Annotated in this window: 22 protein-coding genes; 11 read left to right on the forward strand and 11 right to left on the reverse strand. The window is 65.1% G+C overall.

The annotated features are described in order from the left end of the window. Positions 1–199 precede the first annotated feature (199 nt). Positions 200–721 (forward strand): GNAT family N-acetyltransferase, encoded by a 522-nt coding sequence (locus VME63_RS09750; RefSeq protein ID WP_325432709.1) that lies wholly within the window; start codon positions 200–202, stop codon positions 719–721. Next, complete coding sequence (locus VME63_RS09755) at positions 718–1,035, forward strand: non-heme iron oxygenase ferredoxin subunit (RefSeq protein WP_325432710.1); 318 nt, start codon at positions 718–720, stop codon at positions 1,033–1,035. Before VME63_RS09750 ends, VME63_RS09755 begins: the two co-directional genes overlap by 4 nt. Positions 1,036–1,049: 14 nt before the next feature. Here VME63_RS09755 and VME63_RS09760 read toward each other — a convergent pair whose 3' ends face one another. Genes VME63_RS09760 through VME63_RS09775 form a run of 4 tightly spaced genes read right to left on the reverse strand, consistent with a single transcriptional unit; the run spans position 1,050 to position 5,321 of the window. Beyond that, positions 1,050–1,967 (reverse strand): efflux RND transporter periplasmic adaptor subunit, encoded by a 918-nt coding sequence (locus tag VME63_RS09760; RefSeq protein ID WP_325432712.1) that lies wholly within the window; start codon positions 1,965–1,967, stop codon positions 1,050–1,052. Further along, positions 1,964–2,710: an ABC transporter ATP-binding protein gene (locus VME63_RS09765; protein ID WP_414648239.1), complete on the reverse strand. Its 747-nt coding sequence runs from the start codon at positions 2,708–2,710 to the stop codon at positions 1,964–1,966. Before VME63_RS09765 ends, VME63_RS09760 begins: the two co-directional genes overlap by 4 nt. A 14-nt stretch (positions 2,711–2,724) precedes the next feature. Next, positions 2,725–3,858 carry an ABC transporter permease gene (locus VME63_RS09770; RefSeq protein WP_325432716.1) on the reverse strand — a complete coding sequence of 378 codons (1,134 nt, stop codon included), beginning with the start codon at positions 3,856–3,858 and terminating at the stop codon, positions 2,725–2,727. Next, positions 3,858–5,321 carry an efflux transporter outer membrane subunit gene (locus VME63_RS09775; RefSeq protein ID WP_325432718.1) on the reverse strand — a complete coding sequence of 488 codons (1,464 nt, stop codon included), beginning with the start codon at positions 5,319–5,321 and terminating at the stop codon, positions 3,858–3,860. Before VME63_RS09775 ends, VME63_RS09770 begins: the two co-directional genes overlap by 1 nt. A 162-nt stretch (positions 5,322–5,483) precedes the next feature. On the opposite strand from VME63_RS09775, the gene VME63_RS09780 reads away from it, so the two are divergent. Then, complete coding sequence (locus VME63_RS09780; protein ID WP_325432720.1) at positions 5,484–6,215, forward strand: HAD-IB family phosphatase; 732 nt, start codon at positions 5,484–5,486, stop codon at positions 6,213–6,215. Positions 6,216–6,242: 27 nt separating this feature from the next. Next, complete coding sequence (locus VME63_RS09785) at positions 6,243–7,652, forward strand: aspartate aminotransferase family protein (protein ID WP_325432722.1); 1,410 nt, start codon at positions 6,243–6,245, stop codon at positions 7,650–7,652. 91 nt (positions 7,653–7,743) lie between these two features. Here the strand turns inward: VME63_RS09785 and VME63_RS09790 are convergent, their stop codons facing one another. After that, the gene (locus tag VME63_RS09790; protein WP_325432724.1) at positions 7,744–9,162 is read right to left on the reverse strand and encodes a sensor histidine kinase; all 1,419 of its coding nucleotides are present in this window, start codon (positions 9,160–9,162) and stop codon (positions 7,744–7,746) included. Further along, a complete protein-coding gene (locus VME63_RS09795; protein WP_325432726.1) occupies positions 9,159–9,833 on the reverse strand; it encodes a response regulator in 675 nt (224 codons plus the stop codon). The genes VME63_RS09790 and VME63_RS09795 overlap by 4 nt, the downstream gene beginning before the upstream one ends. A gap of 362 nt (positions 9,834–10,195) precedes the next feature. Here VME63_RS09795 and VME63_RS09800 point away from each other — a divergent pair, with 362 nt between their 5' ends. Continuing rightward, positions 10,196–12,379, forward strand: a complete 2,184-nt coding sequence (locus VME63_RS09800) for a M1 family metallopeptidase (RefSeq protein ID WP_325432729.1) — start codon at positions 10,196–10,198, stop codon at positions 12,377–12,379. Positions 12,380–12,390: 11 nt separating this feature from the next. Further along, entirely contained in the window at positions 12,391–13,287 is an 897-nt protein-coding gene (locus VME63_RS09805; RefSeq protein ID WP_325432731.1) for a hypothetical protein, read from the forward strand. 2 nt (positions 13,288–13,289) lie between these two features. Here the strand turns inward: VME63_RS09805 and VME63_RS09810 are convergent, their stop codons facing one another. The 4 genes from VME63_RS09810 to VME63_RS09825 form a co-directional block, all read right to left on the reverse strand. Next, on the reverse strand, positions 13,290–13,862 hold the full coding sequence (locus tag VME63_RS09810) for a HutD family protein (protein ID WP_325432733.1): 573 nt from the start codon (positions 13,860–13,862) through the stop codon (positions 13,290–13,292). Continuing rightward, complete coding sequence (locus VME63_RS09815) at positions 13,859–14,398, reverse strand: GNAT family N-acetyltransferase (RefSeq protein WP_325432735.1); 540 nt, start codon at positions 14,396–14,398, stop codon at positions 13,859–13,861. The genes VME63_RS09810 and VME63_RS09815 overlap by 4 nt, the downstream gene beginning before the upstream one ends. 6 nt (positions 14,399–14,404) lie before the next feature. Beyond that, on the reverse strand, positions 14,405–14,875 hold the full coding sequence (locus tag VME63_RS09820) for an SET domain-containing protein (protein ID WP_325432737.1): 471 nt from the start codon (positions 14,873–14,875) through the stop codon (positions 14,405–14,407). A 91-nt stretch (positions 14,876–14,966) separates the two neighbouring features. After that, the gene (locus VME63_RS09825; protein ID WP_325432739.1) at positions 14,967–15,314 is read right to left on the reverse strand and encodes a ComEA family DNA-binding protein; all 348 of its coding nucleotides are present in this window, start codon (positions 15,312–15,314) and stop codon (positions 14,967–14,969) included. Positions 15,315–15,524: 210 nt separating this feature from the next. Between VME63_RS09825 and VME63_RS09830 the strand changes: the two genes are divergently transcribed. The 5 genes from VME63_RS09830 to VME63_RS09850 all read left to right on the forward strand — a co-directional run bounded on the left by VME63_RS09830 (position 15,525) and on the right by VME63_RS09850 (position 20,823). Further along, positions 15,525–16,955, forward strand: a complete 1,431-nt coding sequence (locus VME63_RS09830; RefSeq protein WP_325432741.1) for a M20 family metallopeptidase — start codon at positions 15,525–15,527, stop codon at positions 16,953–16,955. Continuing rightward, entirely contained in the window at positions 16,955–17,644 is a 690-nt protein-coding gene (locus tag VME63_RS09835; protein ID WP_325432920.1) for a YggS family pyridoxal phosphate-dependent enzyme, read from the forward strand. Before VME63_RS09830 ends, VME63_RS09835 begins: the two co-directional genes overlap by 1 nt. Before the next feature lie 281 nt (positions 17,645–17,925). Next, positions 17,926–18,630 (forward strand): C40 family peptidase, encoded by a 705-nt coding sequence (locus tag VME63_RS09840; protein ID WP_325432743.1) that lies wholly within the window; start codon positions 17,926–17,928, stop codon positions 18,628–18,630. 101 nt (positions 18,631–18,731) lie between these two features. Next, positions 18,732–19,385: a rhomboid family intramembrane serine protease gene (locus VME63_RS09845; RefSeq protein WP_325432745.1), complete on the forward strand. Its 654-nt coding sequence runs from the start codon at positions 18,732–18,734 to the stop codon at positions 19,383–19,385. A gap of 70 nt (positions 19,386–19,455) precedes the next feature. Then, positions 19,456–20,823 carry an amino acid permease gene (locus VME63_RS09850; protein ID WP_325432747.1) on the forward strand — a complete coding sequence of 456 codons (1,368 nt, stop codon included), beginning with the start codon at positions 19,456–19,458 and terminating at the stop codon, positions 20,821–20,823. Between the two features lie 21 nt (positions 20,824–20,844). On the opposite strand, the gene rapA is transcribed toward VME63_RS09850, so the two are convergent. Further along, a complete protein-coding gene (gene rapA, locus VME63_RS09855; RefSeq protein WP_325432749.1) occupies positions 20,845–23,685 on the reverse strand; it encodes an RNA polymerase-associated protein RapA in 2,841 nt (946 codons plus the stop codon). Positions 23,686–23,829 lie beyond the last annotated feature (144 nt).

Consider the following 23,829-nt stretch of genomic DNA (forward strand, 5'->3'; position numbering starts at 1 on the left):
GCGATCCCGTCGATCAGTGCCGGTGCCCGGCGCCAGCGCGGGCAAGCCATGCGGTCCAGATGATCCCACCCTTCACGGCGGACTCGTTAGCTCCGCCCAATCGCGCGCCTGCGTCAACGATGCGGCGTGGCATCTATGGCCGGCCGCGCAAGGCGATTATCATCGAGGGATGATTACCGATATCGCCCCAGATTTTCGTATGGCCGGCGTGGCCGATGTGCCGGCCATCGTGGCGTTGGTCGAATCCGCGTATCGCGGCGCGTCGGGCCGGCGCGGATGGACGACCGAGTCCGATCTGCTCGATGGCCGGCGCACGGATGAGGAACTGGTTTCCCAACTGTTCGTCGCGCCTGACAGCGTTATCCTGCTCGCGTCGGTCGATCGGGTGCTGCGCGCCTGTTGTCACATCCAGCGCCAGGGCGATGTTGCCTACTTCGGTCTGTTCGCTGTCGATCCGCCGTGGCAGCGCGGCGGCCTGGGCAAGCGGCTGTTGGCCGAGGCGGAGCGGGTGGCCGGCGAGGTCTGGCGTTGCGCGGCGATGCACATGACCGTGATCGACGTGCGCGCGGAGCTGATCGCGTGGTACGAGCGGCGCGGCTATCGCCGCACGGGCCAATACAAGCCCTTTCCGTACGGCGACGAGCGCGTGGGTGTTCCGCTGCGCGACGATCTGCGCTTCGAATTGCTTATCAAGGCCTTGTCGGCAGGAGCGGCGGCGTGAACGAAACATGGGTCGAAGTGGGCACGCGATCGGATCTGCTGCCCGGTGAATTCAAGGTGGTGTGGGATGGCGATACTGCCATCGCGGTGTTCAATATCGACGGCGACCTGTACGCGGTAGAGGACATCTGCACGCATGATGGCGGCGAGCTGGCCGGCGGCGACATCCACGGGTTGGAGGTGGAATGCCCGCGCCATGGCGCACGTTTCGACCTGCGCACCGGCCAGCCGACCTGTCCGCCGGCTTACGAGCCGATCCATCGGTTTCCGGTGCGCGAGAGCGATGGCCTGATCTGGACGCGCGACGACCGCTGATGCGTTAGCCGCGATCAGTGCGAGGTGCCGGCCGGTTGCGGCGCGAACTTCACCACCACGCGCTGGCCGATCCGCAGCGGCGTGGAGGGCTGTTGATCGAACGCCAGCACGCACTCCACCGTGCGCGTGTTGGCCCGCACCTGCGGGTCGTCTTCCAGCGTGCTGGCGCCAAAGACATCGCCGATGCGCAGCACATGTGCCTGCAATGGCGCCATGCCGGCGCCGCTGTCGTCGTCTACCTCGGCCGCCATGCCCTGGTGCACGACGCCAATGAACGATTCGTTGAGCTCGGCGCGCACGATACGCGGCGCGTCGGGCAGCACTACGAAGATGGGGCCCGACGCCGGCGATACCGTGGCGCCCGGTTGCACCATGCGTTGCACGATTTCGCCATCCACCGGCGAACGCAGGCTGCGCAGTTCAAGCTGATAGCGCGCAGCGGCAACTTTCTGTGCGGCCAGCGCGGTATTGGCTTTGGCGTTTTCCCACTCGGCATGCACCTGTTGTGCGTTTTCGCGTGCATCGTCGGCGCTCTGCACGTCGCCGGCACCGGCTTTGGCGGCTTGTTCCAGGCGCGAGGCGCGCAGATCGGCGGATTTCACGCGCTGTTGGAGCGCGCTGGCCTGGTCGGCAGCCTGTTGCTGCTCGGCCTGCGCCGAGTCGAGTGCGAGCTTGGCGGGCTCGAGCTTGAGCTGCGCCAGCAGCTGCCCCTTATGCACGTGCTGGCCTTCGTGTGCGTCCACGTTGTCGACGACGCCTTCGGCAGGCATGGTCAGCTTGAGCAGGCCACCCTCGATATCGATGCGTCCGCGCGCCACGGCCGCATAGGCCGGTGCCGCCGGGCTAGCCGCCGACGTCTGGTCCTGCGAGCAGCCGCAGAGCAGCGCCGCTGCAAGCAAGGCCAGTGCGAAGCGGGGGTGACGCGGATTCATGCGGAGGGCTCCTTGGCCTCGGATGCGCCGGACGGCGATGGCCGGACATGGTCGCTCAGAATGCGGCCGTCTTCCATCGCCAGCACGCGGTCGGCGTGGCCGACCAGGCGCGGATCGTGGCTGACGCAAAGCACGGTGGTGCCGTGCGTGCGTGCGATGCGGTGCAGGATGTCGATGATGGTCTGGCCGTTGGCTGCGTCGAGCGCGCTGGTGGGTTCGTCGGCGAACAGCAGTTCCGGCTGCTTGGCCAGGGCGCGCGCGATCGCCACGCGCTGCTTTTCGCCGCCGGAAAGTTCCGCCGGGCGCAGGCGCATGCGCGGCCCCAGGCCCACTTCTTCCAGCGAATCGATCGCGCGCTTGCGCGCCATGCCTTTGGTCAGGCCCATGTAGGTCAGCGGCAGTTCGACCTGCTCCAGTGCGCTCAGCGCCGGGAACAAGTTGAAGCCTTGGAACACGAAGCCGGTGTGTTGCAGGCGGAAGTTCTCCAGTTCGCGCATGCCCATGCCGCCCAGTTCATGGCCGAGCGCGAGCACGCCGCCCGCGTCGGCCGGCTGCAAGCCGCTCAAGATGGCCAGCAGTGTGCTTTTGCCGCAGCCGGACGGGCCGGAGATCAGCGTCAGTTCGCCGGCATGCACGTCCAGCCATAAATCTTGCAGCACGCTGCTGTGGACGCGTCCGGACACGAAGGACTTGCTGACGCCACGCGCTTGCAGCGAGGGCGTGCGCGAGGAGGGCGCCTGCATGGCAGCGGCCGCGTTCATCGCAGCAGGCTCGCCGGGTCCGCGCGGCGCAGGCTGCGCATTGCGGCCAGCCCCGACACGATCGCCAGCGCCATGCTCAGCGAAAGGCAGACGGCGGCGGTAAGCGGGTGAAGTTCCATCGGTACGCTGCGATTGCGCGCGATGATCAGCAGCACGATGCCGATCACGATGCTGCATACCAGGCCCAGCGCGCCGACCCAGAAGGCTTGTTCCATGATCACCTTGCGCAGCGCGCCGCGGCCCACGCCCAATGCGTTGAGCGTGGCGTATTCGCGGATGGAGCCGATCACCGCCGCGATCAAGGTCTGGCTGGTGATCACCGCGCCGACCAGGAACACGATGCCCGCCAGGAACAGCACGCCCGCGCCCGCGCCGGTGTCGAGCATCCAGTACAGCTGCGACTGGCGCGCGAATTCCCTGGCCGTCCAGACGGTGTAGGGGCCGAATGCGTTCGAGCCGGTCAGGCGCGCGGCAACCTGCTTGGCCTTGGAAGGATCGCGCAGCTTGGCGACGAAGTAGGTCATCATGCCGGCGTCGTTGGGATCCAGGTCGAGTACGCGCGCGGTATCCAGCGAGGAAACGATGTTGACGCCGCCGAGCGCGCGCAGGCCGCTGCTTACGCCCACCACGCGCACGCGCTGGCCGTTGATCGCGGCGGTATCGCCGATGTTGACGCCGAGGCTGTCGATGTCCGCCTTGTCCACGATCACCGCGCCCGGCTCGTTCAATTTCGCGCGCAGTGCCGGCGGCAGCGCACGCGAGAACATCATGCCGTCCGGGCGTGTATCGATGCCGGAGACGAACACCGACACGCCGCCGGTATCGCGCGGTCCGCGCCAATCGGCATCGACCCAGCGGAACGGTTCGACGCGGGTGACATCCGGATCCATGCGCAACCGCATTGCGACGTCTTCACTGATGGGGCGGCCCAGATTGACGCTCTGCGTGCCGGGATAGCCGGCCCACAAGTCGGCCGACGAGCCGGTGATATAGACGCTTGCGCTGCCGAAAATGCCCAGCACCAGCGCAGCCTGCAACAATTGCAGCAAGCCGGCGAATCCCACCGCCACGACGGCGGGCAGGAAGCGCCGCCATTCATGGATAAGCGTCTTGCGCGCCAGCGCCACCATCAGCGGGCATCCTTCGGACGTGCGGATGCGTCGTAGTGAGCGGCGACGTTGTCCCGTGGCAGGGGCGCGCCGCCCAGCGCCTTGTACAGCGACACGTAGGCGAGATCGCGTTCGGCGCGCGCGGAAATCAGTTCCAGTTGCGCATTGCGCTGTGCGATCAGCGCGTCCTGCCACGCCAGTGTGCTGCTCAGGCCCAGGCCGCGGCGCTCGTCCACCGCCGCTGCATCGCGATCGGATGCCTGCACGGCGCGTTCGGCGGCGTCTTCGCGCAGGCGCAGTTGCTGCAGGTCGCTCATGGCTGTTTCCGTTTCGGCGACACCTTGCAGCACGGCCTGGCGATAGGCGTACACCGCCGCTTTCAGCTCGTGGTCTTTGGCGTGTGCTTGCGCCACGCGCATGCCCCAGTCGAACAGGGGCATGTCCACCACCGGGCCGACCGAAAAGATGCCTTCGCCGGAACGGAAGAATGTATGGTGATGCAGGATGTTCAGCGACCAATCCAGCGAGCTGCCCAGGCCGATATGCGGATAGATGTCCGCATGGCTGAGCCCGGCTTCGCCCGCGGCGCGCAGCACGTCGGCCTCGGCGCTGGCGATTTCGGGGCGGGTACGCAGGAGGTCGGCGGGTGCGCTGGTCAGTTGCCAGCTGCCCAGTTCGGGTTGCGCGCCGGCATCGGCCAGCCATGCCGGATCGGGCTCGTTCTGGCCCAGCAGCACGGCCAGTTGCTGCGCGTTGGCTTCGATCGCGCGTTGCGGGTCGGTCAGCGCTATTTCTGCACGGGCCAGTTCTAATTCGGCAGCGGCGACGTCGGCGGGCGAGGCCAGCTTGAGCTGCGCGCGCACCTGCACCAGGCGCAGTTTCTCGCGATCGGCATCGCGCACCTGGGCCAGTTCTTGCGCCTGCTGCTGGGCGGTGCGCAATTCGATCCAGCAGCGCGCGACCTCGGCAACCAGGGTGACGTAGGCGCTTTGCCATTGCGCGCGCGCGGTGCTCAGGTTGCCGTTGGCGAGACGGCGGGTGCTTTTCAAGGCGCCGAAAAACGGTACTTCCCACAGGGCGTCGAAACCGGCGATGAAATACGACGCGCTGGCGTCGGGCTGGATCACTTGGTTGGTGTCCGCGCGCAGGCTCGGCAGGTATTTGTCGGTGGCGTGGCCGTAAAGGATGCGTACGGCAAGCAGGCGTTCGGCGGCGGCGGCGACATCCAGGTTGCCGTCCAGCGCGCGTTCGACCAGGGCGTTGAGGTCCGGATCGTTGAACGCCTGCCACCAATTGTGCAGGTCCGGTTGCGCCGGGCCGCCGGGCGGCGCGGGAAGGGGCGCGTTGCGCCATGCCTGGGGTACCGGAGGCTTCAGGGCCGGCAGCGGTGCGGCGCTGCAACCGGCGAGCAAGGTCAGCGCCAGGGCCGCAAGCAGGCGCAGCGCGGCCATCGACGGACGGCCAAATCGAAGCGGGTGGCGCAAAGCGGCATCGTGCACGGGCTTAAGAACCGTCAATGAAGCGTGCAAATCGTAAGCATACCGGGTTAAGGCTTCGATTTGGCTTACTTGTTACGGAACAACTTACGGTTGCTTGCCTAAGCCTTGCGTTCCCGGAAAGGAGACCGAAAGGGGGTGCTTGCCAAGATGAGCCTCGTTTTGATGCTGGAGTGGTGCGTGACTGCCTGGAACATCCTCTGCGACTTTGACGGCACCATCTCCGTCGAGGACGTGATCGACTCGCTGCTTGACCGTTTCGGCCGCCCCGGCTGGGAGACCCTGGAACAGGACTGGCGCGCCGGTCGCATCGGTTCGCGTGAGTGCATGAGCGGGCAGGTCGGCTTGCTGGACATGCGCCGGGACGAGCTCGACAGCCATCTGGACGGCTTGTGGATCGACCACGCTTTCCCGGCGTTCGTCGAACGCGCCGCGCAGCTGCACACGCCCATCCGCGTGGTCAGCGACGGTCTGGATTACGCCATTCACCGCATCCTGGGCCGTTACGGCCTCGATCATCTCCCGCTGGCGGCCAATCACCTGGCCCCGGCCACGCCGCCGCGTCAATGGCAGCTTACCTCGCCCTTCCGGGCCGAAGGCTGCCGTAGCGGCACCTGCAAGTGCGCCTGCGTGGCGCAGGCACGCACGGGCGGCGCCAAGACCTTGCTGATCGGCGATGGCGCCTCCGATTTCTGCGCCGCCGACCGGGTCGATTTCGTCTTCGCCAAGCACCGCCTGATTGAGCATTGCCGGGCGACGGGCATTCCCTACGTGCCGATCACCGGCTTTGAGGATGCGCTGGAACTGCTGCCGCGCCTGCTCGATGGCAGTCTGCTGGCCGAGCCCGCGCCGCATGTCCTGCCGGCGGTCTCCAACTTCTAATCCGTTTTTTCCTTCGAGTTTTTTTCCATGAATGCTTACGATCCGAACGCCGCAGCAGGCGTGATTCCTGACGCCCAGTTGCTGGCCGACGAAGCGCAGTACAGTTCTTTCGGCGACACGGTGCATTACGTCGATCCGCCGAAGATTTTCCGCCATGGCGAAGGCAGCTGGATGTACGACACCGCCGGCGTGCCGTTCCTGGACCTGCAGATGTGGTACTCGGCGGTCAATTTCGGCTACGGCAACAAGCGCCTGAACGACACGCTCAAGCGTCAGATCGACGTGCTGCCGCAGGTGGCCAGCCAGTACCTGCACCAGACGCGCATCGAGCTGGCCAAGACCATCGCGGTGGACGCCCAGCAGAAGTTCGGCCTCAAGGGCCGCGTGCATTTCAACGTCGGCGGTGCGCAGGCGGTGGAAGATTCGCTCAAGCTGGTGCGCAACTACAAGAACGGCAAGAGCCTGATGTTCGCCTTCGAGGGCGGCTATCACGGCCGCACGCTCGGTGCCTCCTCGATTACTTCCAGCTACCGCTACCGCCGCCGCTTTGGTCACTTCGGCGAGCGCGCGATGTTCATTCCGTTCCCGTATCCGTTCCGCCGCCCCAAGGGCATGACGCCGGAAGAATATTCCGATGCCTGCGTGCGCCAGTTCGAGCGTCTGTTCGAGACTGAATACAACGGCGTGTGGGATCCCAAGGTCAATCAGGCCGAATATGCCGCGTTCTACGTGGAGCCGATCCAGGGCACCGGCGGCTACGTCGTACCGCCGCGCAACTTCTTCAAGGACCTCAAGAAGGTGCTGGACAAGTACGGCATCCTGATGGTGGTCGACGAAATCCAGATGGGCTTTTGGCGTACCGGCAAGCTGTGGTCGATCGAGCACTTCGGCGTCACGCCGGACATCATCGTGTTCGGCAAGGCGTTGACCAACGGCCTCAATCCGCTCTCGGGCCTGTGGGCGCGCGAGGAGATGATCAACCCGACCATCTTCCCGCCGGGCTCCACCCATTCGACGTTCAACTCCAACCCGCTCGGTACCTCCCTTGGGCTGGAAGTGATCAAGATGGGCTACGAGCTGAACTACGAAAAGACGGTGGCGGAGAAGGGCTCGCACTTCCTCGATGCACTCAAAGAACTGCAAAAGCGCCACAAGGAAATCGGCGACGTCGACGGCCTGGGGCTGGCGCTGCGCGCGGAGATCTGCACTGACGACGGCTTCACGCCGAACAAGGCACTCTTGGATAAGATGGTCGATATCGGCCTCGCCGGGGACCTTCAGCACAACGGCAAAAAAATCGGCCTGGTGCTGGACGTGGGCGGCTGGTACAAGAACGTGATCACCTTTGCGCCGTCGCTGGATATCAGCCACGAAGAAATCGATCTGGCCGTCGCGCTGCTCGATCAGTTGCTCGTCAAGGCAAAGAAAGCCATGTAAGCCCACAGCGACGGACGTCTGGACGTCCGTTCGCGGGTGACGATTCTTGTCGATGTTCCCATGCAGGGGAAGCTGGCAAACACGGCGGCGCTCAAGCGTCGCCGTTTTTTTTCGGTGCATACCCGGCCGGCAGCATGATCTCCACGCGCAGGCCGCTTTCGCCGCCGGCCATGTAGCGCGCCGATCCGCCATGCCACTGGGCGATGCGCTGCACGATGGCCAGGCCCAGTCCGCTGCCTTCTTCCTGCACGCCCGGCACGCGAAAGAAACGTTCGCCCAATCGCTCGATCCAGCCCGCCGGCACGCCCGGACCGTTGTCTTCCACCGCCAGGCAGATGCCGCCGCGTTCGCGCGCGAGCGAGACGGTCATCAGGCTGCCGCTGCCGGCGTAGCGCAGGCCGTTGTCGATCAGGTTGTCCAGCATTTCCTGGATACGGTGGCGGTCGCCGTCGATCCATAGCGGGCCGGCAGGGCCGTCGTAGCCCAAGTCGATGCCGGCCGCCAGCCCTTCGTGCACGCGCTGGCCGACCAGTTCGGGCACGAGGGTGGCAAGGTTAAGCGGCTCGGTATCGCCCGCTTCATGCTCGACGGTTTGCGCGCGCGTCAGCGCCAGCAGCTGGCTGGAGGTGCGATTGGCGCGCTGGATCAGGCGCTGGATGTGGTTGAGCGAATCGGCAATCGTCTGTGGATCGGTGCTGGCCCGCGCGCGCTCGGCATGCACGCTCAGGCCGGCCAGCGGGGTGCGCAGCTGATGCGCGGCGTCGGCGATGAAGCGCTCCTGCAAGGCGAGCATGCCGCGCAGGCGGCCGAACAAGCCGTCGATGGTGCGCGTGAGCGGCAGGATTTCGACCGGCACGTTGGCATCGCCGATCGGCGCCAGGTCGTGTTCGCGATTGGCCAGCTGTTCGGTCAGCGGGTCGAGCTGGCGCAGGCCGGTGCGCACGCCCAACCACACCAGCAGGAACGCGGCGATGATCAGCAGCGTCTGCGCGGGAATGCTAAGCAGCAGAATCTGGCGCGCTTCCTGATGGCGGTCGCGCAGCGTTTCGGCAACGGTGACTTCCAGTTGATCGCCCGCGTCGAGCGGATTGCTCATCAACATGCTGGCCGCGCGCAGGGCATGCGTGTCGATCTGCACGTTGTAGAGCAGCGGATCGCCGCCGTGGCGCGGCATGCCGCTGGGTGGCCGCACGGCCCGATTGCCGGCGATCAATCCGTGCTTGCTGCTGTACACGCTGAAATAGTTGCGGCCTTCCGGCTCGTAGTCCAGCAGGAACTGCGCCTGCGAGGAGACGCGGCCATCGGGACTTTCGTGGGCCATCATCTGGACCAGTGTCAAGGTGTCGTTGATCAGGTCCTTGTCGTGAACGTGATTGGCGTAGATCAGTGCGCCGATGTAGGTGATGAGGCTGTTGAACATCAGCAGCAGCGTCAGCGGCACCAGCAAGGTGGTCAGCAGGCGCCGGCGCAGGCTTTGGCGTTCATTGCGCCACAGCATGCGCTGGCTCATGCTTCTTTCACCTCTTCCAGCAGGTAGCCCAGTCCGCGGATGGTGCGCACCTGCGTGCCCGAATCGACCAGCTTGCGGCGCAGCCGGTAGATGGCGATGTCCAGGCCGTTGTCAGTGAGCTCTTCGTCCCAGCTGCACAGGGCCTCGATCAGCTGGGCACGGCTGGTGACGCGATCGGGGCGGGCGGCGAGTGCTTCAAGCAGGCCGAATTCGCGCGCGGTCAGCTCCAGCGGCGTGTTCTGCACCCAGGCGCGATGGCCGGGAAGATCCAGGCGCAGGCGGCCCAGCGTCAATTCCGGCGCGCCTTGCGTGGTATAGCGTCGCAACAGCGCGCGCACGCGCGCCTCGAATTCGGCCAGGGCGAACGGCTTGACCAGGTAGTCGTCCGCGCCTAGATCGAGGATGCGCACGCGTTCGCGCAGGCCTTCGCGCGCGGTGATCACCAGCACCGGCAGGCCACTGCCGCGCCGGCGCGCGCGCTGCAGCACCTCGCTACCGTCGAGCGCGGGCAGGCCCAGGTCGAGCACCAGCAGGTCGTAGGGCGTGTCCTTGAGTGCGGCATCCGCGCGTGCGCCGTCGGCGACGTGATCGACGGCGTGGCCGCCCTGGCGCAGGGCCGCGCTCACGCCGGCGGCGATGGACGGATCGTCTTCAGCAATCAGGATGCGCATGCTTCGCGACTCCTTCAGGCACATCGGGCTTAAACACTATTTTCATGGATTTCAGAAGCTTCCAGCGCCTTGTGCGCGTATTGCCTGCTCGGGGCTTGCAGCTTAGCGCTTGCGCTGCAGCAGGCACAGATCCAGGCGGGCAGGTAAGGTATGGGGCCAGCAGGCCGCTGCGGTGTTCATGACAGGCCGCCGCAAGGATGGCGAATCTTCATGCATGCCCTTGTGGGGAAGGTCGTGACCTATGGCTGATGTTCCCCCGGCAGGCTTGCCTCAGGCTCGACAATCATCGCCATCATCTCGAGGGGAGACACACGATGAGGTTTGCATGGGGAAGGGGCGGGCCGTGGCTCGCCGCAGTAGTGATGTTGTGGTCATGCCAGGCCGGCGCGCAGGCGAAGGCACCGGCGGCCCAGACACAGCCCGCGTCCGCGGCGACGAGTGCGCAGGCGCAGCAGGACATTCCGTTCGCGCCCGCGCACGACACCATCATTACGCAACAGAGTTCGGCTAGCGCGTGGGGCGGCGAACGCACCGGCAACGAGGCCACGCTCTCCGATCGCGTGGTGAGCTACAACATCGATGCCGAACTTGATGCCCTCAAGCATGCGGTGACCGGCAAAGAGCACATGACCTGGCGCAATCGCAGCGACCGCGAAGTGCGCAGCGTCTACTTCCACATGTACCTCAACGCCTTCCAGAACGAAGGCAGCACGTTCTTCACCGAGCGCAAGGTGCTGACCGCGCATGGTTCCTCGCGCGGCAACGCGGAGCTGGAAAAAGGCCAATGGGGCTGGGTCCGCCTGCAGCAAGTGAAGCAGAACGGCACTGACCTGGCATGGAGCTACGTGCACCCCGATGGCGGTCCGGCCACGGACCAGACCGTGGTACGCATCGACCTGGCGCAGCCGGTGCCCGCGGGCGGTACGCTCGCCCTGGACATCGACTTCCTCAGCCAGTTGCCGCGCGTCGTGGAGCGCACGGGCTGGTGGGGCGATTTCAACCTGGTCGGGCAATGGTTCCCCAAGATCGGCGTGCTGGAACTGCCCGGCGAACGCGGTGCCACGCAAGTGCGCTGGAACGTGCACGAGTTCCACTTCAACAGCGAGTTTTATGCCGACTTCGGCCTGTACGACGTGCACCTGACCGTGCCCAGCGACTACACCGTGGGTGCGGTGGGCAAGCTGCAGGGCACGCCGGAGCAGAAAGACGGCAAGACCACTTATCACTTCGTGCAGGGCGACGTGCACGATTTCGCCTGGGTGGCCGCCAAGGGTTTCAAGACGCTTGACGGCACCTATGAAGGACCGGGCAGCCCGAAGGTTTCCGTGCGCGTGATCTATCCGCCGGAATACGAGGCCACCGCCGCGCCGACCTTGAAATCGAGCATCGATGCGATCGGCTATTTCTCCAGGACGCTCGGCCCCTATCCGTACGAAACGCTGACCGCGGTGATTCCGCCTTACAACGCCGAAGAAGCCGGTGGCATGGAGTATCCGACCTTCTTCACCTCCGAAGGCTACCAGTACGTCGAGCCCGATACCTACACGCAGATGCTGAGCGACTTCGTGAACATCCACGAATTCGGGCACGGTTATTTCTACGGCATCCTCGCTTCCAATGAATTCGAAGAGCCCATGCTCGACGAGGGCCTCAACGAATATTGGGACAACCGCATGCTGCGCGAACGCAACCAGGATCTGGTGCTTGCCGGGCGGTTCACCAAGTGGCTGGGCATCACGCCGCACATCAGAGGCTTCGTGTTCGAGCGCGCCACCGCCACGCTGGCTCACCCCTCCGATCCCTTGGCGCAGAACAGTTGGGATCGGCTCTCCGGTACCAGCTACGGTACGGTCTATTCGCGTACCGCCACCGCCATGCACGATCTGGAAGAGCGCCTGGGCAAGCCTGCGCTTGAGCGCGCCTTCCGTCTTTATTACCAGCGCTGGCGGTTCCGTCATCCGTCCGTAGCCGACTTCCGCGCGGCGCTGATCGACAGCTCCGGCGACGCCAAGGATGTCGATGCGATTTTCAACGAGTACGTCTACGGCACCGCGTCCATGGACGACAAGGTGGCGGACATCGACTCGCACGAAGTGCTGCCGCAGGCCGGCGTGAGCTGGAAGGACGGCAAGCAGGTGGTAGTGGACGGCGACGATCTGGCCAAGCAGATCGACACGCAACGCAGCGACTGGAAGAAGGCTCATCCCGACGCGAAACCGGGCGCGCCCGGCCCCTTCCCCTGGCACAGCACGGTTACTGTGACGCGCGATGGCGTCCCGGCGCCGGAAGTGCTGCGGGTGACGTTCGAGGACGGCACGCACGAAGACGTAACCTGGAACGACGATCGCCGCTGGGTACGCTTCGATTTCATCAAGCCCAGCAAGGTCGTGTCGGCCGAACTCGATCCGGATCAGCACAATTTGCTTGATCGCGACAAGCTCAACGACAGCTTGACGACCAAGCCCGACAGCGCAGCCTCCAAGCGCTGGACGGCCGATGCGGCCGCCGTGCTGCAGACCTTCTACTCGATGCTGGAGACACTGTGATGGCCAACAACATGTCTCGTTCCATGGGCGTGGGCGCCCTGTTCTCCAGCATGATCGCGGCCGTGCAATGGCGCCTGCTGCTGCTGTGGATGCTGATCATGCTGATCCCGGCAACGGTAGTGGCGTTGCCGTTGTGGAAGATGCTGGGGGGCGTGCTCGATACCTCGGTGCATTCGGTCCAGTGGGCACAGCATTTCAACGACCTGATGTTTACCGACGTGGCGTTGAACCTGTTCGAGCATCCACAGTGGCTGACCGCGGCGATGCTGCTTGGCGTGTTGCTGAGCTTGCTGCTGTCGCCGTTCCTGAACGGCATGATCGTGGGCAGCGGCCGCGCCGGCCGCCGGTTGGGCTTCGGCGCGTTGTTGCAGAACGGCTTCGTCGAATACGGCCGGATGTTCCGCGTGATGCTGTGGTCGGTGCTGCTGTATGGCGTACTGGCGGCGGTGTTCGGCCTGGCGTCGCACCTTGCGGAAAAACACGCGGAAAAAGCGGTGCTCGAATCCCAGGTGGATACCTATCACAGCATCGTGCACTGGGTGTTGCTGATCGTGTTTGTGCTGGTGCAGTCGATCGTGGAGTCGATGCGCTCGGCGTTCATTGCCGACACCGGCTTGCGCTCGGCCACGCGCGCATTCGGACGCGGCTTCCGGCAGCTGTTCACGCGTCCGTTGTCGACGTTGTTGTTCTACCTGGTGGTGACGCTGGTCGGCTTGCTGCTGGCGTCGCTGTTTGCGGTGGCGCGCATTCACGTCACGGCGTTCGGCTTTGGCTTCCTGATCGCGCTGGTGCTGAGCCAGCTGATCGTGGTGGCGATTGGCTGGATGCGCACGGCACGCCTGTTCGCGCTGGCCGAAGTGGCCCGTTCGATCGTTCCAGGCTCAAGGCCGCAGGCGGAGTATCGATAAGCTCAGTAGCTGGTGGCGAGCTGGACCAAGACCAGCTCGCCACCGCCTTCGATGCGCACGCGTTCGCCCGGTTGCGCGTCGATCCAGACGTTGGCGCCGCCTTCGGCGGCAAGCTGCTCGCCGTTCGCATCGATATGGGCGTGGCCGCCGAGCACATGCACAAACCATCGCCATCCCGCGCGCAACGGCAACCACATGCCGCCATTCAAGGGCCTGGCGATCAGCTCGCCTTGTGCCACGCCGCGCAGCATCAGATTGAAGGCGCGCGTGGGGCCTTCCGGCAGCAGGGCGTATGGCGCATTGGCGCCATCGAAGCGGGCAACCGCCAGGCGCAGCAGATTTGTCGTATGCGAGTCGTCGAAACGCAACTGGATCGGCGCGTCGAGCGGCACAAACAGCCGGCGCGTGTCGGGGAAGCTTGAGAACGGCGCTTCCTGGGCGATCTCGGCAATGCTTAGGCGCCACTGCCATTGGGCGTGGTCCGGTTCGCTGGCAATGACGGTGGTGGTGCCGGCGCCATTGGCCCACGGCTGCGTGCACAGCGATGCGGCATCCACCAGGCGCAGCGCGCTCATGCGAAGGCGCGGCGGGACTCGCGGTGCGGCGGGTAGTAGGCAAACACGTGGGTGTCGCTGCCAAAGAAGTCGATGTCTTCGATGTGCTCACCGCCCAGCCGCTCGGCGACGCGGTCCGAGGCATCGTTGCCCACGCGCACCATGCTGATCACGCGTTGCATGTGCAGGTGTTCCCACGCGAATTCCAGCACGGCGGCGCCGGCTTCGGTGGCGTAGCCGTGATGGCGGTGTTCGGGCTTGACCATCCAGCCCAGTTCGACGTCGGGCCAGCCTTCCGGATGGAGCAGCCCCGCGCGGCCGATGAATTCGCCGCTGGACTTCAGTTCCAGCGCCCACATGCCATAGCCGCGCAGTTGCCAGTGGCCGATCAGCATGGCCAGCGAGCGCCAGGCATTGGTGCGGTCCAGCGGCATGCCGTCGCCGATCCAGCGCGTGCTTTCCGGATCGGCGAGCATCGCGGCATAGTCGTCGAAATGGCGTTCGGTCAGCGCGGTAAGGCGCAGGCGAGGGGTTTGGAGGGTAGGGATCTCGATCATGTCCGATCAGCCATTGAAGCTCGCGCCATCCAGCACATGGGCCAGTGCGCGGGTCGTCGTCATCAGACTCTCGTACCAGGACAGACCCACTATTTTCTCACCAGTGGCCGTGTCGATAAAGTCCTCGGCATGGCCGGGGGGAAGCAGGTGGCGGTAGTCCACGGTGACCTCGGTGCCGGCGGGCAGTTCGCGTGGCGCGAACACAAAACCCAGGTGCCATAGCCCGCTAGGCTCGAAACTGTGGTTGACGAAACATTCGTCGGGCCAGTCGGTAGAGATGGTGTAACGGTCTTCGAACCAGCGGGCGCTGGCGTACATCAGGCTGGGTTGGGCCAGCAGCTGGGCCAGCCCATAGGTCTTGTCGATGGCGTCCGGCGCGATGATGATACGCCCGGCGCCGACCGGCTCTTCCAGGAACAGGCCCTTGCCAGCGCCGTTGATGCGGGAAGCGTCGATGCGGTAGCGCGGAACGATCATGGCGGCGGGTTTCAAGTCGCGGACGGCGGAGCCAGCGCGCGAGTGTACTGCGGTACGGCCCAAAATGGACCGCACCGCGTGGACTGCCGCCTTATTCGCCCGCCGCCTCGGCCGCCGGCTTGGCTTTCTTGGCGCGCTTGGGCTTGGCCGGGACGGTGTCGGCCTTGGCACCTTCGCCGGAGAGCAGGATGGCGTCGTGGTTGCGCTCCAGCGTCGCCTTGCCGATACCCTTGACCTGGCCCAGGTCGTCGATGTTCTTGAACGGGCCGTGCTCGTCGCGGAATGCGACGATGGCCTTGGCCTTGGCCAGCCCGATGCCGTCCAGGGCATGGGCGATGGTTTCGGCGTCTGCCGTGTTGATGTTGACGGGTGTGGCGGCGAAGGCGGACCAGCCGGTGGCCAGCGTCAGACCGACGATGGCGGCGATTTTCTTGAACATGGTTTTTTCCCTGGTAACGAATTTGAGCGGCGTTCCCAACGCCGCGACACACTTTGCACCGTCCGCCGTGCATCGTCACAGTGGGCGCAGTGCCTGCCGCGGCGGTTATGCAGGTCCCGGGTTGGTGTCGTCTTTGGACTGCATCGGCTGTCGGCGAAGCGGAAAGCGAGGCTGTTAGAATCGGCCTTTGACCTCCCCGATGGAGTCCGCATGGATACCACGCGCATTACCCGTTACATCAGCGATTTGTGGGACACCGAAATCGTGCCCCAGTTGATGGATTACATCCGGATTCCCAACAAATCCCCGATGTTCGACAAGGACTGGGTGGCGCACGGTCATATGGATGCCGCCGTGAAGCTGATGGAAACGTGGGCGCGCACCAAGCTGCCGCTGCTGCCCGGCGCCACGCTCGAAGTGGTGCGGCTGGAAGGGCGCACGCCGCTGATTTACATCGAAGTGCCGGGACAGAACGACGATACCGTGGTGCTCTACGGCCACCTGGACAAGCAGCCGGAAATGACCGGCTGGTCCGAAGGCCTCGGGCCGTGGACGCCAGTGCTCAAGGGCGACAAGCTCTATGGCCGCGGCGGCGCCGACGACGGCTACGCGATCTTCGGTTCGCTCGCCGCGCTGCTTGCGTTGCGCGAACAAGGCATGGCCCACGCGCGCTGTGTGATCATGATCGAAGCCTGCGAGGAATCGGGCAGCTACGATCTGCCTTACTACGTGGATCACCTGGCCGCGCGCATCGGCAATCCCTCGCTGGTGGTGTGCCTGGATTCGGGCTGCGGCAATTACGATCAGCTGTGGCTGACCACCTCGCTGCGCGGCATGACCGGCGGCGAACTGACCGTGCAGGTGCTGGAAGAAGGCGTGCACTCAGGCGATGCATCCGGCGTGGTGCCGTCCAGTTTCCGCATCCTGCGCGAGCTGCTTTCGCGCCTGGAAGATCCGGAAACCGGCCGCATCAAGCCCAAGGAGCTGTATGCGGACATCCCGCAGCAGCGCATCGATCAGGCCAGGATCTCGGCCGACGTGCTCGGCCAAGCGGTGTACACCAAGTTTCCGTTCGTGGATGGCATGCGGCCGGTGACGGAAGATCTATGCGAGCTGATCCTCAACCGCACCTGGCGGCCGCAGCTGGCGGTTACCGGCGTGGACGGCATGCCGCCGCTGGATAGCGCCGGCAACGTGCTGCGCCCCAAGACCTCGGTAAAACTCAGCCTGCGCGTGCCGCCCACGCTCGATGGCGCCAAGGCGGGCGAATTCGTCAAGCAATTGCTGGAAAAGGATCCGCCGTACGGCGCCAAAGTGAATTTCAAGCTGGAGAAAGACGGCAGCGGCTGGAACGCCCCGCAGCTGTCGCCCTGGCTGGAGGAAGCGGTGGCCGAGGCGTCCCGGCAGTATTTCGGCGCACCGGCCGCATACATGGGCGAGGGCGGCTCGATTCCGTTCATGGGCATGCTGGGCAGCAAATTCCCGCAGGCGCAGTTTCTGATCACCGGCGTGCTGGGGCCGCACTCCAACGCCCATGGCCCGAACGAATTCATCCACATTCCGACCGGCAAGAAAGTGTCGATGGTGGTCGCCGAAGTCATCGCGCGGCATTTCCAGCAGGCGGCGACGAGGTCCGCTTGATCGACGCGGCGCAGCTGGCCGGCAACTGGGCGGCCGTGCGGCGGCGGGTCGATGCGGCCTGCCGCGCCGCAGGGCGCGATCCGGCCGAGGTGGAGGTGCTGCCGGTCAGCAAGACCTTCGGACCCGAGGCCGTCCGTGCCGCGATGGCCCTGGGCCTGCGCCGTTTCGGCGAAAACAAGGTGCAGGAGATCCGCGACAAGGCGGCCGCGCTGGCGGACGCCTCGATCGCGTGGGTGGTGATTGGCCACCTGCAGACCAACAAGGCCAAGGACGTGGCCAGGCTGGCCAGCGAGGTGCAGTCGCTGGACCGGTTGGAACTGGCCCAGGCGCTGCACCAGCGGTTGCAGGCGCTGGGCCGCAACCTGGATGTGCTGGTGCAGGTGAAGACGGCGCGCGAGGACACCAAGTCCGGCCTGCCGGCCCAGGAGCTGCCTGCCTTTCTCGCACAGCTTCAGGCCTATCCCACCCTGCGCGTACGCGGCCTGATGACCCTGGCGACCCTCTCCGAGGACGAGGGGGAGATCCGGGCCTGCTTCCGGCAGCTGCGGGAGTTGCGCGACCGATGCGCCGCCGACGGGCACGCCTTGCCCCGGTTGTCGATGGGGATGAGCGCGGATTTTCCGTTGGCGATAGCCGAAGGCGCGACCGAGGTGCGGATCGGGACGGCGATTTTCGGCAGGCGTTCATGACGGTGACGTGTGACCATTGCGTGTGCGCCGGGTCTCAATTCTGCGTAAAAGTTCGAAAATTAAATGGCCGCCTCGGGCCGTCATCTCCATGCCATCTATTTTTTATTGTTTAAATTCAAATAGTTGAATTTTTCCTGCAGCCAAATCCGGTTTTTAAAACGATAGGGTTCAGTTAACTTCATCCGAACATGCGCCGGCGTTTGCTTTGTTACCTTCACTGCTTCGTCACGGTCGCCCGAGGGGGGACGACCGGATAAGTAACCGCCCAGAGATCCATCCGCATGCTGAAAACGCGACTTGTACTCGCCGCGCTTGCCGCTGCCATGTGTTTTTCCGGCCAGGCCTTCGCTGCCACCGACGGCAACCTCCAGGCCCAGGTATCGGCCAAGATTTCCGCCACGTTGCTTGACCCGCTCGCCGCCTTCACCCCCGCGCCGACCCTGGCGCAGTCCACGCTTCCCACCCAGTTGCCCATCGCGGCGCTGGCGCCGGCCAAGAAGGCCGATGCCGCAGCCAGCCAGCCCGGCAACCTGGCAGATTTCAGCAATGCCAAGCTCGGCCAGGATCTGCGCGACACGCTGATCGGCCTGGCCATGCAACTGCGCAACGTGCGTTACGTGCGCGGCGGCCGCGACCCGTCCACCGGCTTCGATTGCAGTGGCTTCGTGCGCTACGTGTTCGAGCGCGCCATCGGCCTGCAGCTGCCCACCAACTCGGCATCGCAGTACCTGGTCGGCCGCATCGTCAAGCGCAACGACATGCAGCCGGGCGACCTGGTGTTCTTCCGCACGGCGGGCCGTCATGGCCGCGGCCGTATCTCGCACGTGGGTATCTACGCCGGCGACGGGCACTTCATCCACTCCCCCCGTCGTGGCGAATCGGTGCGCGTGGACAGCCTCGCCGACAGCTATTGGGCGAAGCGCTTCGCGGGCGCCCGCCGTCCGGATGCCATGGCGCAGATCGACACCGATTCGCACAGCGGCTGATTCCATCTGCCGCAGTCATCATGAAAAGGCCACCCCCGGGTGGCCTTTTTCGTATGGCTCGGGGTGACCGATACTAGCGGCGACTTCCCGATGAGATTCCCATGCCTACCCAATTGCCGCCGGTCACCCGCAATCTGCTGATCGCCAATGTCTTGGTGTTCCTGTTGCAGCAGGTGATGAACGACACGCTGATCGCTCACTTCGCCTTGTGGCCGTGGGGGCCCGATCAGCTGGCACAAACCGCCGACGGCAGCACCGTGGCGATCGGCTTCCGGGTATGGCAGCTGGTTACCTACGGCTTCATGCATGGCGGCTACATGCATATCTTTTTCAACATGTTCGCGCTGTACATGTTTGGCGGAACGATCGAGCGCACGTTCGGTCCGCGCAACTTCACCGCGTACTACTTTGTTTGCATGATTGTCGCTGCGCTGACACAGCTTTTCGTGGTGGATTACTTCACGCATGGGTTTGCGCCGACACTGGGGGCATCCGGCGCCATCTTTGGTTTGCTGCTGGCGTTTGGCATGCTCTACCCGCAGGAAAAACTCATGTTGATCTTTCTGCCCATCCCGATCCCGGCCTGGTTGTTCGTGATCGGCTACGGGGCCGTCGAGCTGGTGCTGGGGGTGACGGGGCGGCAGGCGGACGTGGCGCATTTTGCGCACCTGGGCGGTATGCTGGGCGGCTTCCTGATGATCGAGTACTGGCGCGGCAAGTTTCCGATCAAACCCAAGCGCCGATTAATGCGGTGAATCCGACGCTGCGGCCCGAAACCGCTAGCGGGCGATTTCCCCGACGTTTTCACGTAAACAGGCTTAACTCATGACCCAACATCTGCAGCGCGGCTTGACCTCGCGCCTCATCACCTTCATGGCGCTGGGCATGGCCATCGGCACGGGGCTTTTCCTCGGCTCGGCCAGCTCCATCATGATGGCCGGCCCGTCGGTGATCTTCGCCTACATGGTCGGTGGCCTGATGATCTACATCATCATGCGCGCACTGGGGGAAATGGCCGTGCACGACCCGGTCCCCGGTTCCTTCAGCAGCTACGCACATCGCTACCTGGGGCCGTTTGCCGGCTACCTCACGGGCTGGAATTACTGGCTGCTGATGGTGGGTGTGGGCATGGCCGAGAGCACGGGCGTGGGCATCTACATGAAGCAGTGGTTTCCCGAACTGCCGCAATGGATCTGGGTGTTCGGCAGCGTGGTCATGATCGGCACGCTCAACCTGATGGCGGTGCGCGTATACGGCGAGATGGAATTCTGGTTCACCATGATCAAGGTGGTGACCGTGGTGCTGATGATTCTCGGCGGCGCCAGCATGATCTGGCTGGGCTGGGGCAATGGCGGTCAGCCCTTGGGCTTGAGCAACCTGTGGAGTCACGGCGGCTGGTTCCCGAACGGGATGCAGGGCATGGTGCTGGCGCTGCCGATCGTGGTGTTCGCCTTCGGCGGCATCGAGACCATCGGCATGGCAGCCGGTGAGGCAGCCTCGCCCGAGCGCAGCATTCCGCGCGCCGTCAATTCGGTGCTTTGGCGCATCATGATCTTCTACGTCGGCGCGCTGTTCGTGATCATGGCGATCTATCCGTGGAATCAGCTGGGTACGCAGGGCAGCCCGTTCGTTACCACGTTTGCCAAGCTCGGTATTCATCAGGCCGCGGGCGTGATCAACTTCGTGGTGATCACCGCGGCGCTGTCAGGTTTCAACAGCACCACCTTCAGCGGCAGTCGCATGCTGTACAGCCTGTCGCACAAGGGGCAGGCGCCCGCGCTATTTGGCAAGGTGAACGAACACGGCGTACCTACGCGTAGCGTGCTGGCGTGCCTGGCCTGCCTGGTGGTCGGCGTGTTGCTCAACTATCTGCTGCCACAAAGCATCTTTGCAACGATGATGTCGATCCTGTCGTTCAACACCGTGTGGACGTGGGTCATGGTGTTGATCGCGCATTTCAGCTTCCGTCGGCGTTACGGCAAGACCGGTTTTCCGCTGCGTATCTGGCCGCTGAGCAGCGTGGCATGCCTGGCGTTTCTGTTGTTCGTGGTGGTGATGCTCGGCTACAGCCCCGATACGCGCGTGGCGCTGTATGTGGGTGCGGCGTGGGTCGTGTTGCTGACAGTGGCGTACGTGGTGTTCGGCATCGGGCGTCGCATGTCGCTCGCCGATGCCGATGCCAGCATGGTATAGGCGCTCGCTGGCGCGGCGCTCTCAGCGCAGCGCCAGGAAGTCAGGGCTTACCACGAAACGCACCGCATCCAGCCGCAGGCGCGCTTGCGGCAGGGTGTTGAGCAGGGTGGTGCGTTCCTGCTCGACGCCGGCGATTTCCGCCTCGCTGATCGATGGGTTAACCGCGCGCAGCGCATGCAGGCGCGCGAGTTCGGCATCCAGGGTGTCGCGCGCATCGTTCACGGCCTCGGCGATACCGGCTTGCGCACGCAATGCCGCCGCGGCCTCGGCCTTTTCCAGCATCGGCGGCACCAGTTTGGCGAGGAATTTGCGGTAGCGCGGCACTTCGATATTCCGCTCGCCGGCGCGGCGCAACGCCAGCTCGCTGGGCTGGAAGCCGGCGCGCTCGGCCAGCTTGGTATCGATGGTCACCACGATCGGCTGGGTCGGCAGGAAGCGTTCGGCATCGAGCTGGCGTTCGGCCACGCACTCAAGCACGTACACGGCCTGCAGCAGCGCACTGCGCGAGGGCAGGGCATCGTCGACCATGAAGGCCGCGTTGCCGCGCTCGCCGGAAAACGCCAGTTCCAGCGCACCGATCATGATGGGATGGTCCAGCCGCAGCAGCGGAAGATCCTCGCGGCCGAGTGCGATCTCGCGGGAGAAGGTCGCCGACAGCGGGCCTTCGTTGAATCCCGGCAGGGCATCGGTGGACAGGTATTGCGGATCCAGCAGTACGACGTTGCCCCCGAGTTCTTCGGCGTGGATGCCGAAGGATTCGAGCAGACGCTGCAGGAACGCATCGCGCGAGGGATCGTCGTCTTCGCGGCGGAACGACTGCGCCAGCGCATCGGCATGCGGGTCGCGGCTGGCGGCCAGTTCGAGCAGGTGGTCGCGGCCGGCGCGGATCAGTTCGGCCATCTGCTCGTGGCTGGCGCGTGTTTCGGCGAGCAGCACGTCCAATTCCTGGTCGCGCTGGTCGTCGCCGCGCGCGTGCTCGGTGGCAAGCCGCGCCAGGGTGTCGCCGAAGCGGCGCAGCAGCTCGCGTCCATCGGCCGGGCTGGTGCGGAAGGCGTCCACGCCTTCGTCGTACCAGCGGGCCAGTACGTGGTGCGCGCTGTCGGCCGCCACAATGATGTGGATGTTGATGTCGTGCTTCTGGCCAATGCGGTCCAGGCGGCCGATGCGTTGTTCCAGGAGATCCGGATCGAGCGGGAGATCCCACAGCACCAGTCGATGCGCGAACTGGAAATTGCGGCCTTCCGAACCGATTTCCGAACAGATCAGCAGGCGTGCGCCGTCGGCTTGGGCGAAGTAGGCCGCGTTGCGGTCGCGCTGCACGATTCCCAAGCCCTCGTGGAAGCGGGCGATGCCCGCGCCGGTGCGCGTGCGCAGTGCTTCCTCCAGCGCCAGCACCTTGGACTGGCTGCGGCAGATCAACAGGAACTTGTCCTGCGGGTGGCGTTCCAGCAGGTGGACCAGCTTGTCGATGCGCGGATCGTTGGCGTAATTCCACTCCAGCGCCGGCGCGGGTTGCTGGATGTCGGCGTGGAATTCGGCAAGCAGCGTCTGGCGGGTGTTGTCGTCCAGGCCGTCGGTGCCGACCAGCTCCCATTCGGGCAGGCGCTTGGGAAAACCGCCAATGCCGGCGCGCCGGTTTCGAAACATCGAGCGGCCGGTACCGTGGCGATCGATCAGCGCGGCCAGCAATGGGCGGCTGTGCTCGGGTTTGGCCGTATCGGACAAGCAGGCCTGCAGCGCGGTGTCGCCGTCGAAGGCGTTGTGCAGCTGCTGCCGTTCCTCGTCATCCAGCGGCGTGCGCTCCAACAGTTTGTCGGCAATGCGTGAAAGCGACTGGAAGCGTTCCGACTCGGCCAGGTACGTATCCAGATGGTGATAGCGCTGTGGATCGAGCAGGCGCAGGCGCGCGAAATGCCCGCTGCGCCCCAGTTGTTCGGGCGTGGCGGTGAGCAGGATTACGCCCGGGGTGGCCGCGGCCAATTGCTCGACCAGGGCATAGCGGGGGCTGGCCGCTTCCGGTGTCCAGGCCAGATGGTGGGCCTCGTCCACCACCAGCAGGTCCCAGCGGGCGTCAAGCAATTGTGAAGCGCGCTTGGGGTTGTGCTCCAGGAAGTCGAAATCGGCGATGACCAGTTGTTCGTCTTCGAACGGATTGTGGCCGCTGTCGGATTGCTCAACCGCCTCGCAGCGTTCTTCGTCGTAGATGGCGAAGCTCAGGTTGAAGCGGCGCAGCAGCTCGACGAACCATTGATAGACCAGCGTATCGGGCAGCAGCACCAGTACGCGCGAGGCGCGACCGGTGGCAATCTGGCGCGTCATGATCATGCCCGCCTCGATCGTCTTGCCCAGGCCCACTTCATCGGCCAGCAATACGCGCGGGGGATGGCGCGAGGCGGCGATCCCGGCCACGCGCAGCTGGTGCGGCACCAGCCCGATGCGCGCGGCGCCCAGGCCCCAGGTGGGCGAGCGCCGCGCATCGGCGCGCCGCTTGAGTCCTTCCACGCGCAATTCGAAGTGATGCACGGCGTCGGTGCGTCCGCCGACCAGCCGGTCATCGGCCTGGCTCACGCTCTGCTCGTCGTCCAGCTGCCCTTCGTGCAGCTCGCGGCCCTCGCCGCGGTAGACCAGCAGCCCCTCGCGTTCCTCGATGCGCTCGACCAGAAAGGCGATGCCCTTGCCGGCAATGCGTTGGCCGGCGCGGAATTCGGCGCGAACCAGCGGGGCCGAGTCCACCGCATAAGGCCGCAGCACCCCCGATTTGGCGAAAAGCACCTGCACACCGCGTCCTTCGACGCGCAAGACGGTGCCGAGGCCCAGTTCAGGCTCGGCGGTGGAAATCCAGCGTTGACCAGGTACGAACATGCCTATGCGGGGCCTGGGGGGAGGGGCGGCAATTATCCGCCTCCCGGGCGTGACACGAAAGCCGTAGCGGCATTCAGGCTCTATGTTGTGGTGCGATCGGGCCCATCAATACGTACATGGATGCTCGCGTTCGCTAGCGCGAAC

Source organism: Dyella sp. (assembly GCF_035503745.1).
GTDB lineage: Bacteria > Pseudomonadota > Gammaproteobacteria > Xanthomonadales > Rhodanobacteraceae > Dyella_B.

Coding starts and splice junctions, on each gene's coding strand:
- VME63_RS09750 (WP_325432709.1), top strand. CDS start 200: ATGGCCGGCGTGGCCGATGTGCCGGCCATCGTGGCGTTGGTCGAATCC.
- VME63_RS09760 (WP_325432712.1), bottom strand. CDS start 1,967: ATGAATCCGCGTCACCCCCGCTTCGCACTGGCCTTGCTTGCAGCGGCG.
- VME63_RS09765 (WP_414648239.1), bottom strand. CDS start 2,710: ATGCAGGCGCCCTCCTCGCGCACGCCCTCGCTGCAAGCGCGTGGCGTC.
- VME63_RS09770 (WP_325432716.1), bottom strand. CDS start 3,858: ATGGTGGCGCTGGCGCGCAAGACGCTTATCCATGAATGGCGGCGCTTC.
- VME63_RS09780 (WP_325432720.1), top strand. CDS start 5,484: ATGAGCCTCGTTTTGATGCTGGAGTGGTGCGTGACTGCCTGGAACATC.
- VME63_RS09785 (WP_325432722.1), top strand. CDS start 6,243: ATGAATGCTTACGATCCGAACGCCGCAGCAGGCGTGATTCCTGACGCC.
- VME63_RS09790 (WP_325432724.1), bottom strand. CDS start 9,162: ATGAGCCAGCGCATGCTGTGGCGCAATGAACGCCAAAGCCTGCGCCGG.
- VME63_RS09795 (WP_325432726.1), bottom strand. CDS start 9,833: ATGCGCATCCTGATTGCTGAAGACGATCCGTCCATCGCCGCCGGCGTG.
- VME63_RS09800 (WP_325432729.1), top strand. CDS start 10,196: ATGTTGTGGTCATGCCAGGCCGGCGCGCAGGCGAAGGCACCGGCGGCC.
- VME63_RS09805 (WP_325432731.1), top strand. CDS start 12,391: ATGTCTCGTTCCATGGGCGTGGGCGCCCTGTTCTCCAGCATGATCGCG.
- VME63_RS09810 (WP_325432733.1), bottom strand. CDS start 13,862: ATGAGCGCGCTGCGCCTGGTGGATGCCGCATCGCTGTGCACGCAGCCG.
- VME63_RS09815 (WP_325432735.1), bottom strand. CDS start 14,398: ATGATCGAGATCCCTACCCTCCAAACCCCTCGCCTGCGCCTTACCGCG.
- VME63_RS09820 (WP_325432737.1), bottom strand. CDS start 14,875: ATGATCGTTCCGCGCTACCGCATCGACGCTTCCCGCATCAACGGCGCT.
- VME63_RS09825 (WP_325432739.1), bottom strand. CDS start 15,314: ATGTTCAAGAAAATCGCCGCCATCGTCGGTCTGACGCTGGCCACCGGC.
- VME63_RS09830 (WP_325432741.1), top strand. CDS start 15,525: ATGGATACCACGCGCATTACCCGTTACATCAGCGATTTGTGGGACACC.
- VME63_RS09840 (WP_325432743.1), top strand. CDS start 17,926: ATGCTGAAAACGCGACTTGTACTCGCCGCGCTTGCCGCTGCCATGTGT.
- VME63_RS09845 (WP_325432745.1), top strand. CDS start 18,732: ATGCCTACCCAATTGCCGCCGGTCACCCGCAATCTGCTGATCGCCAAT.
- VME63_RS09850 (WP_325432747.1), top strand. CDS start 19,456: ATGACCCAACATCTGCAGCGCGGCTTGACCTCGCGCCTCATCACCTTC.
- rapA (WP_325432749.1), bottom strand. CDS start 23,685: ATGTTCGTACCTGGTCAACGCTGGATTTCCACCGCCGAGCCTGAACTG.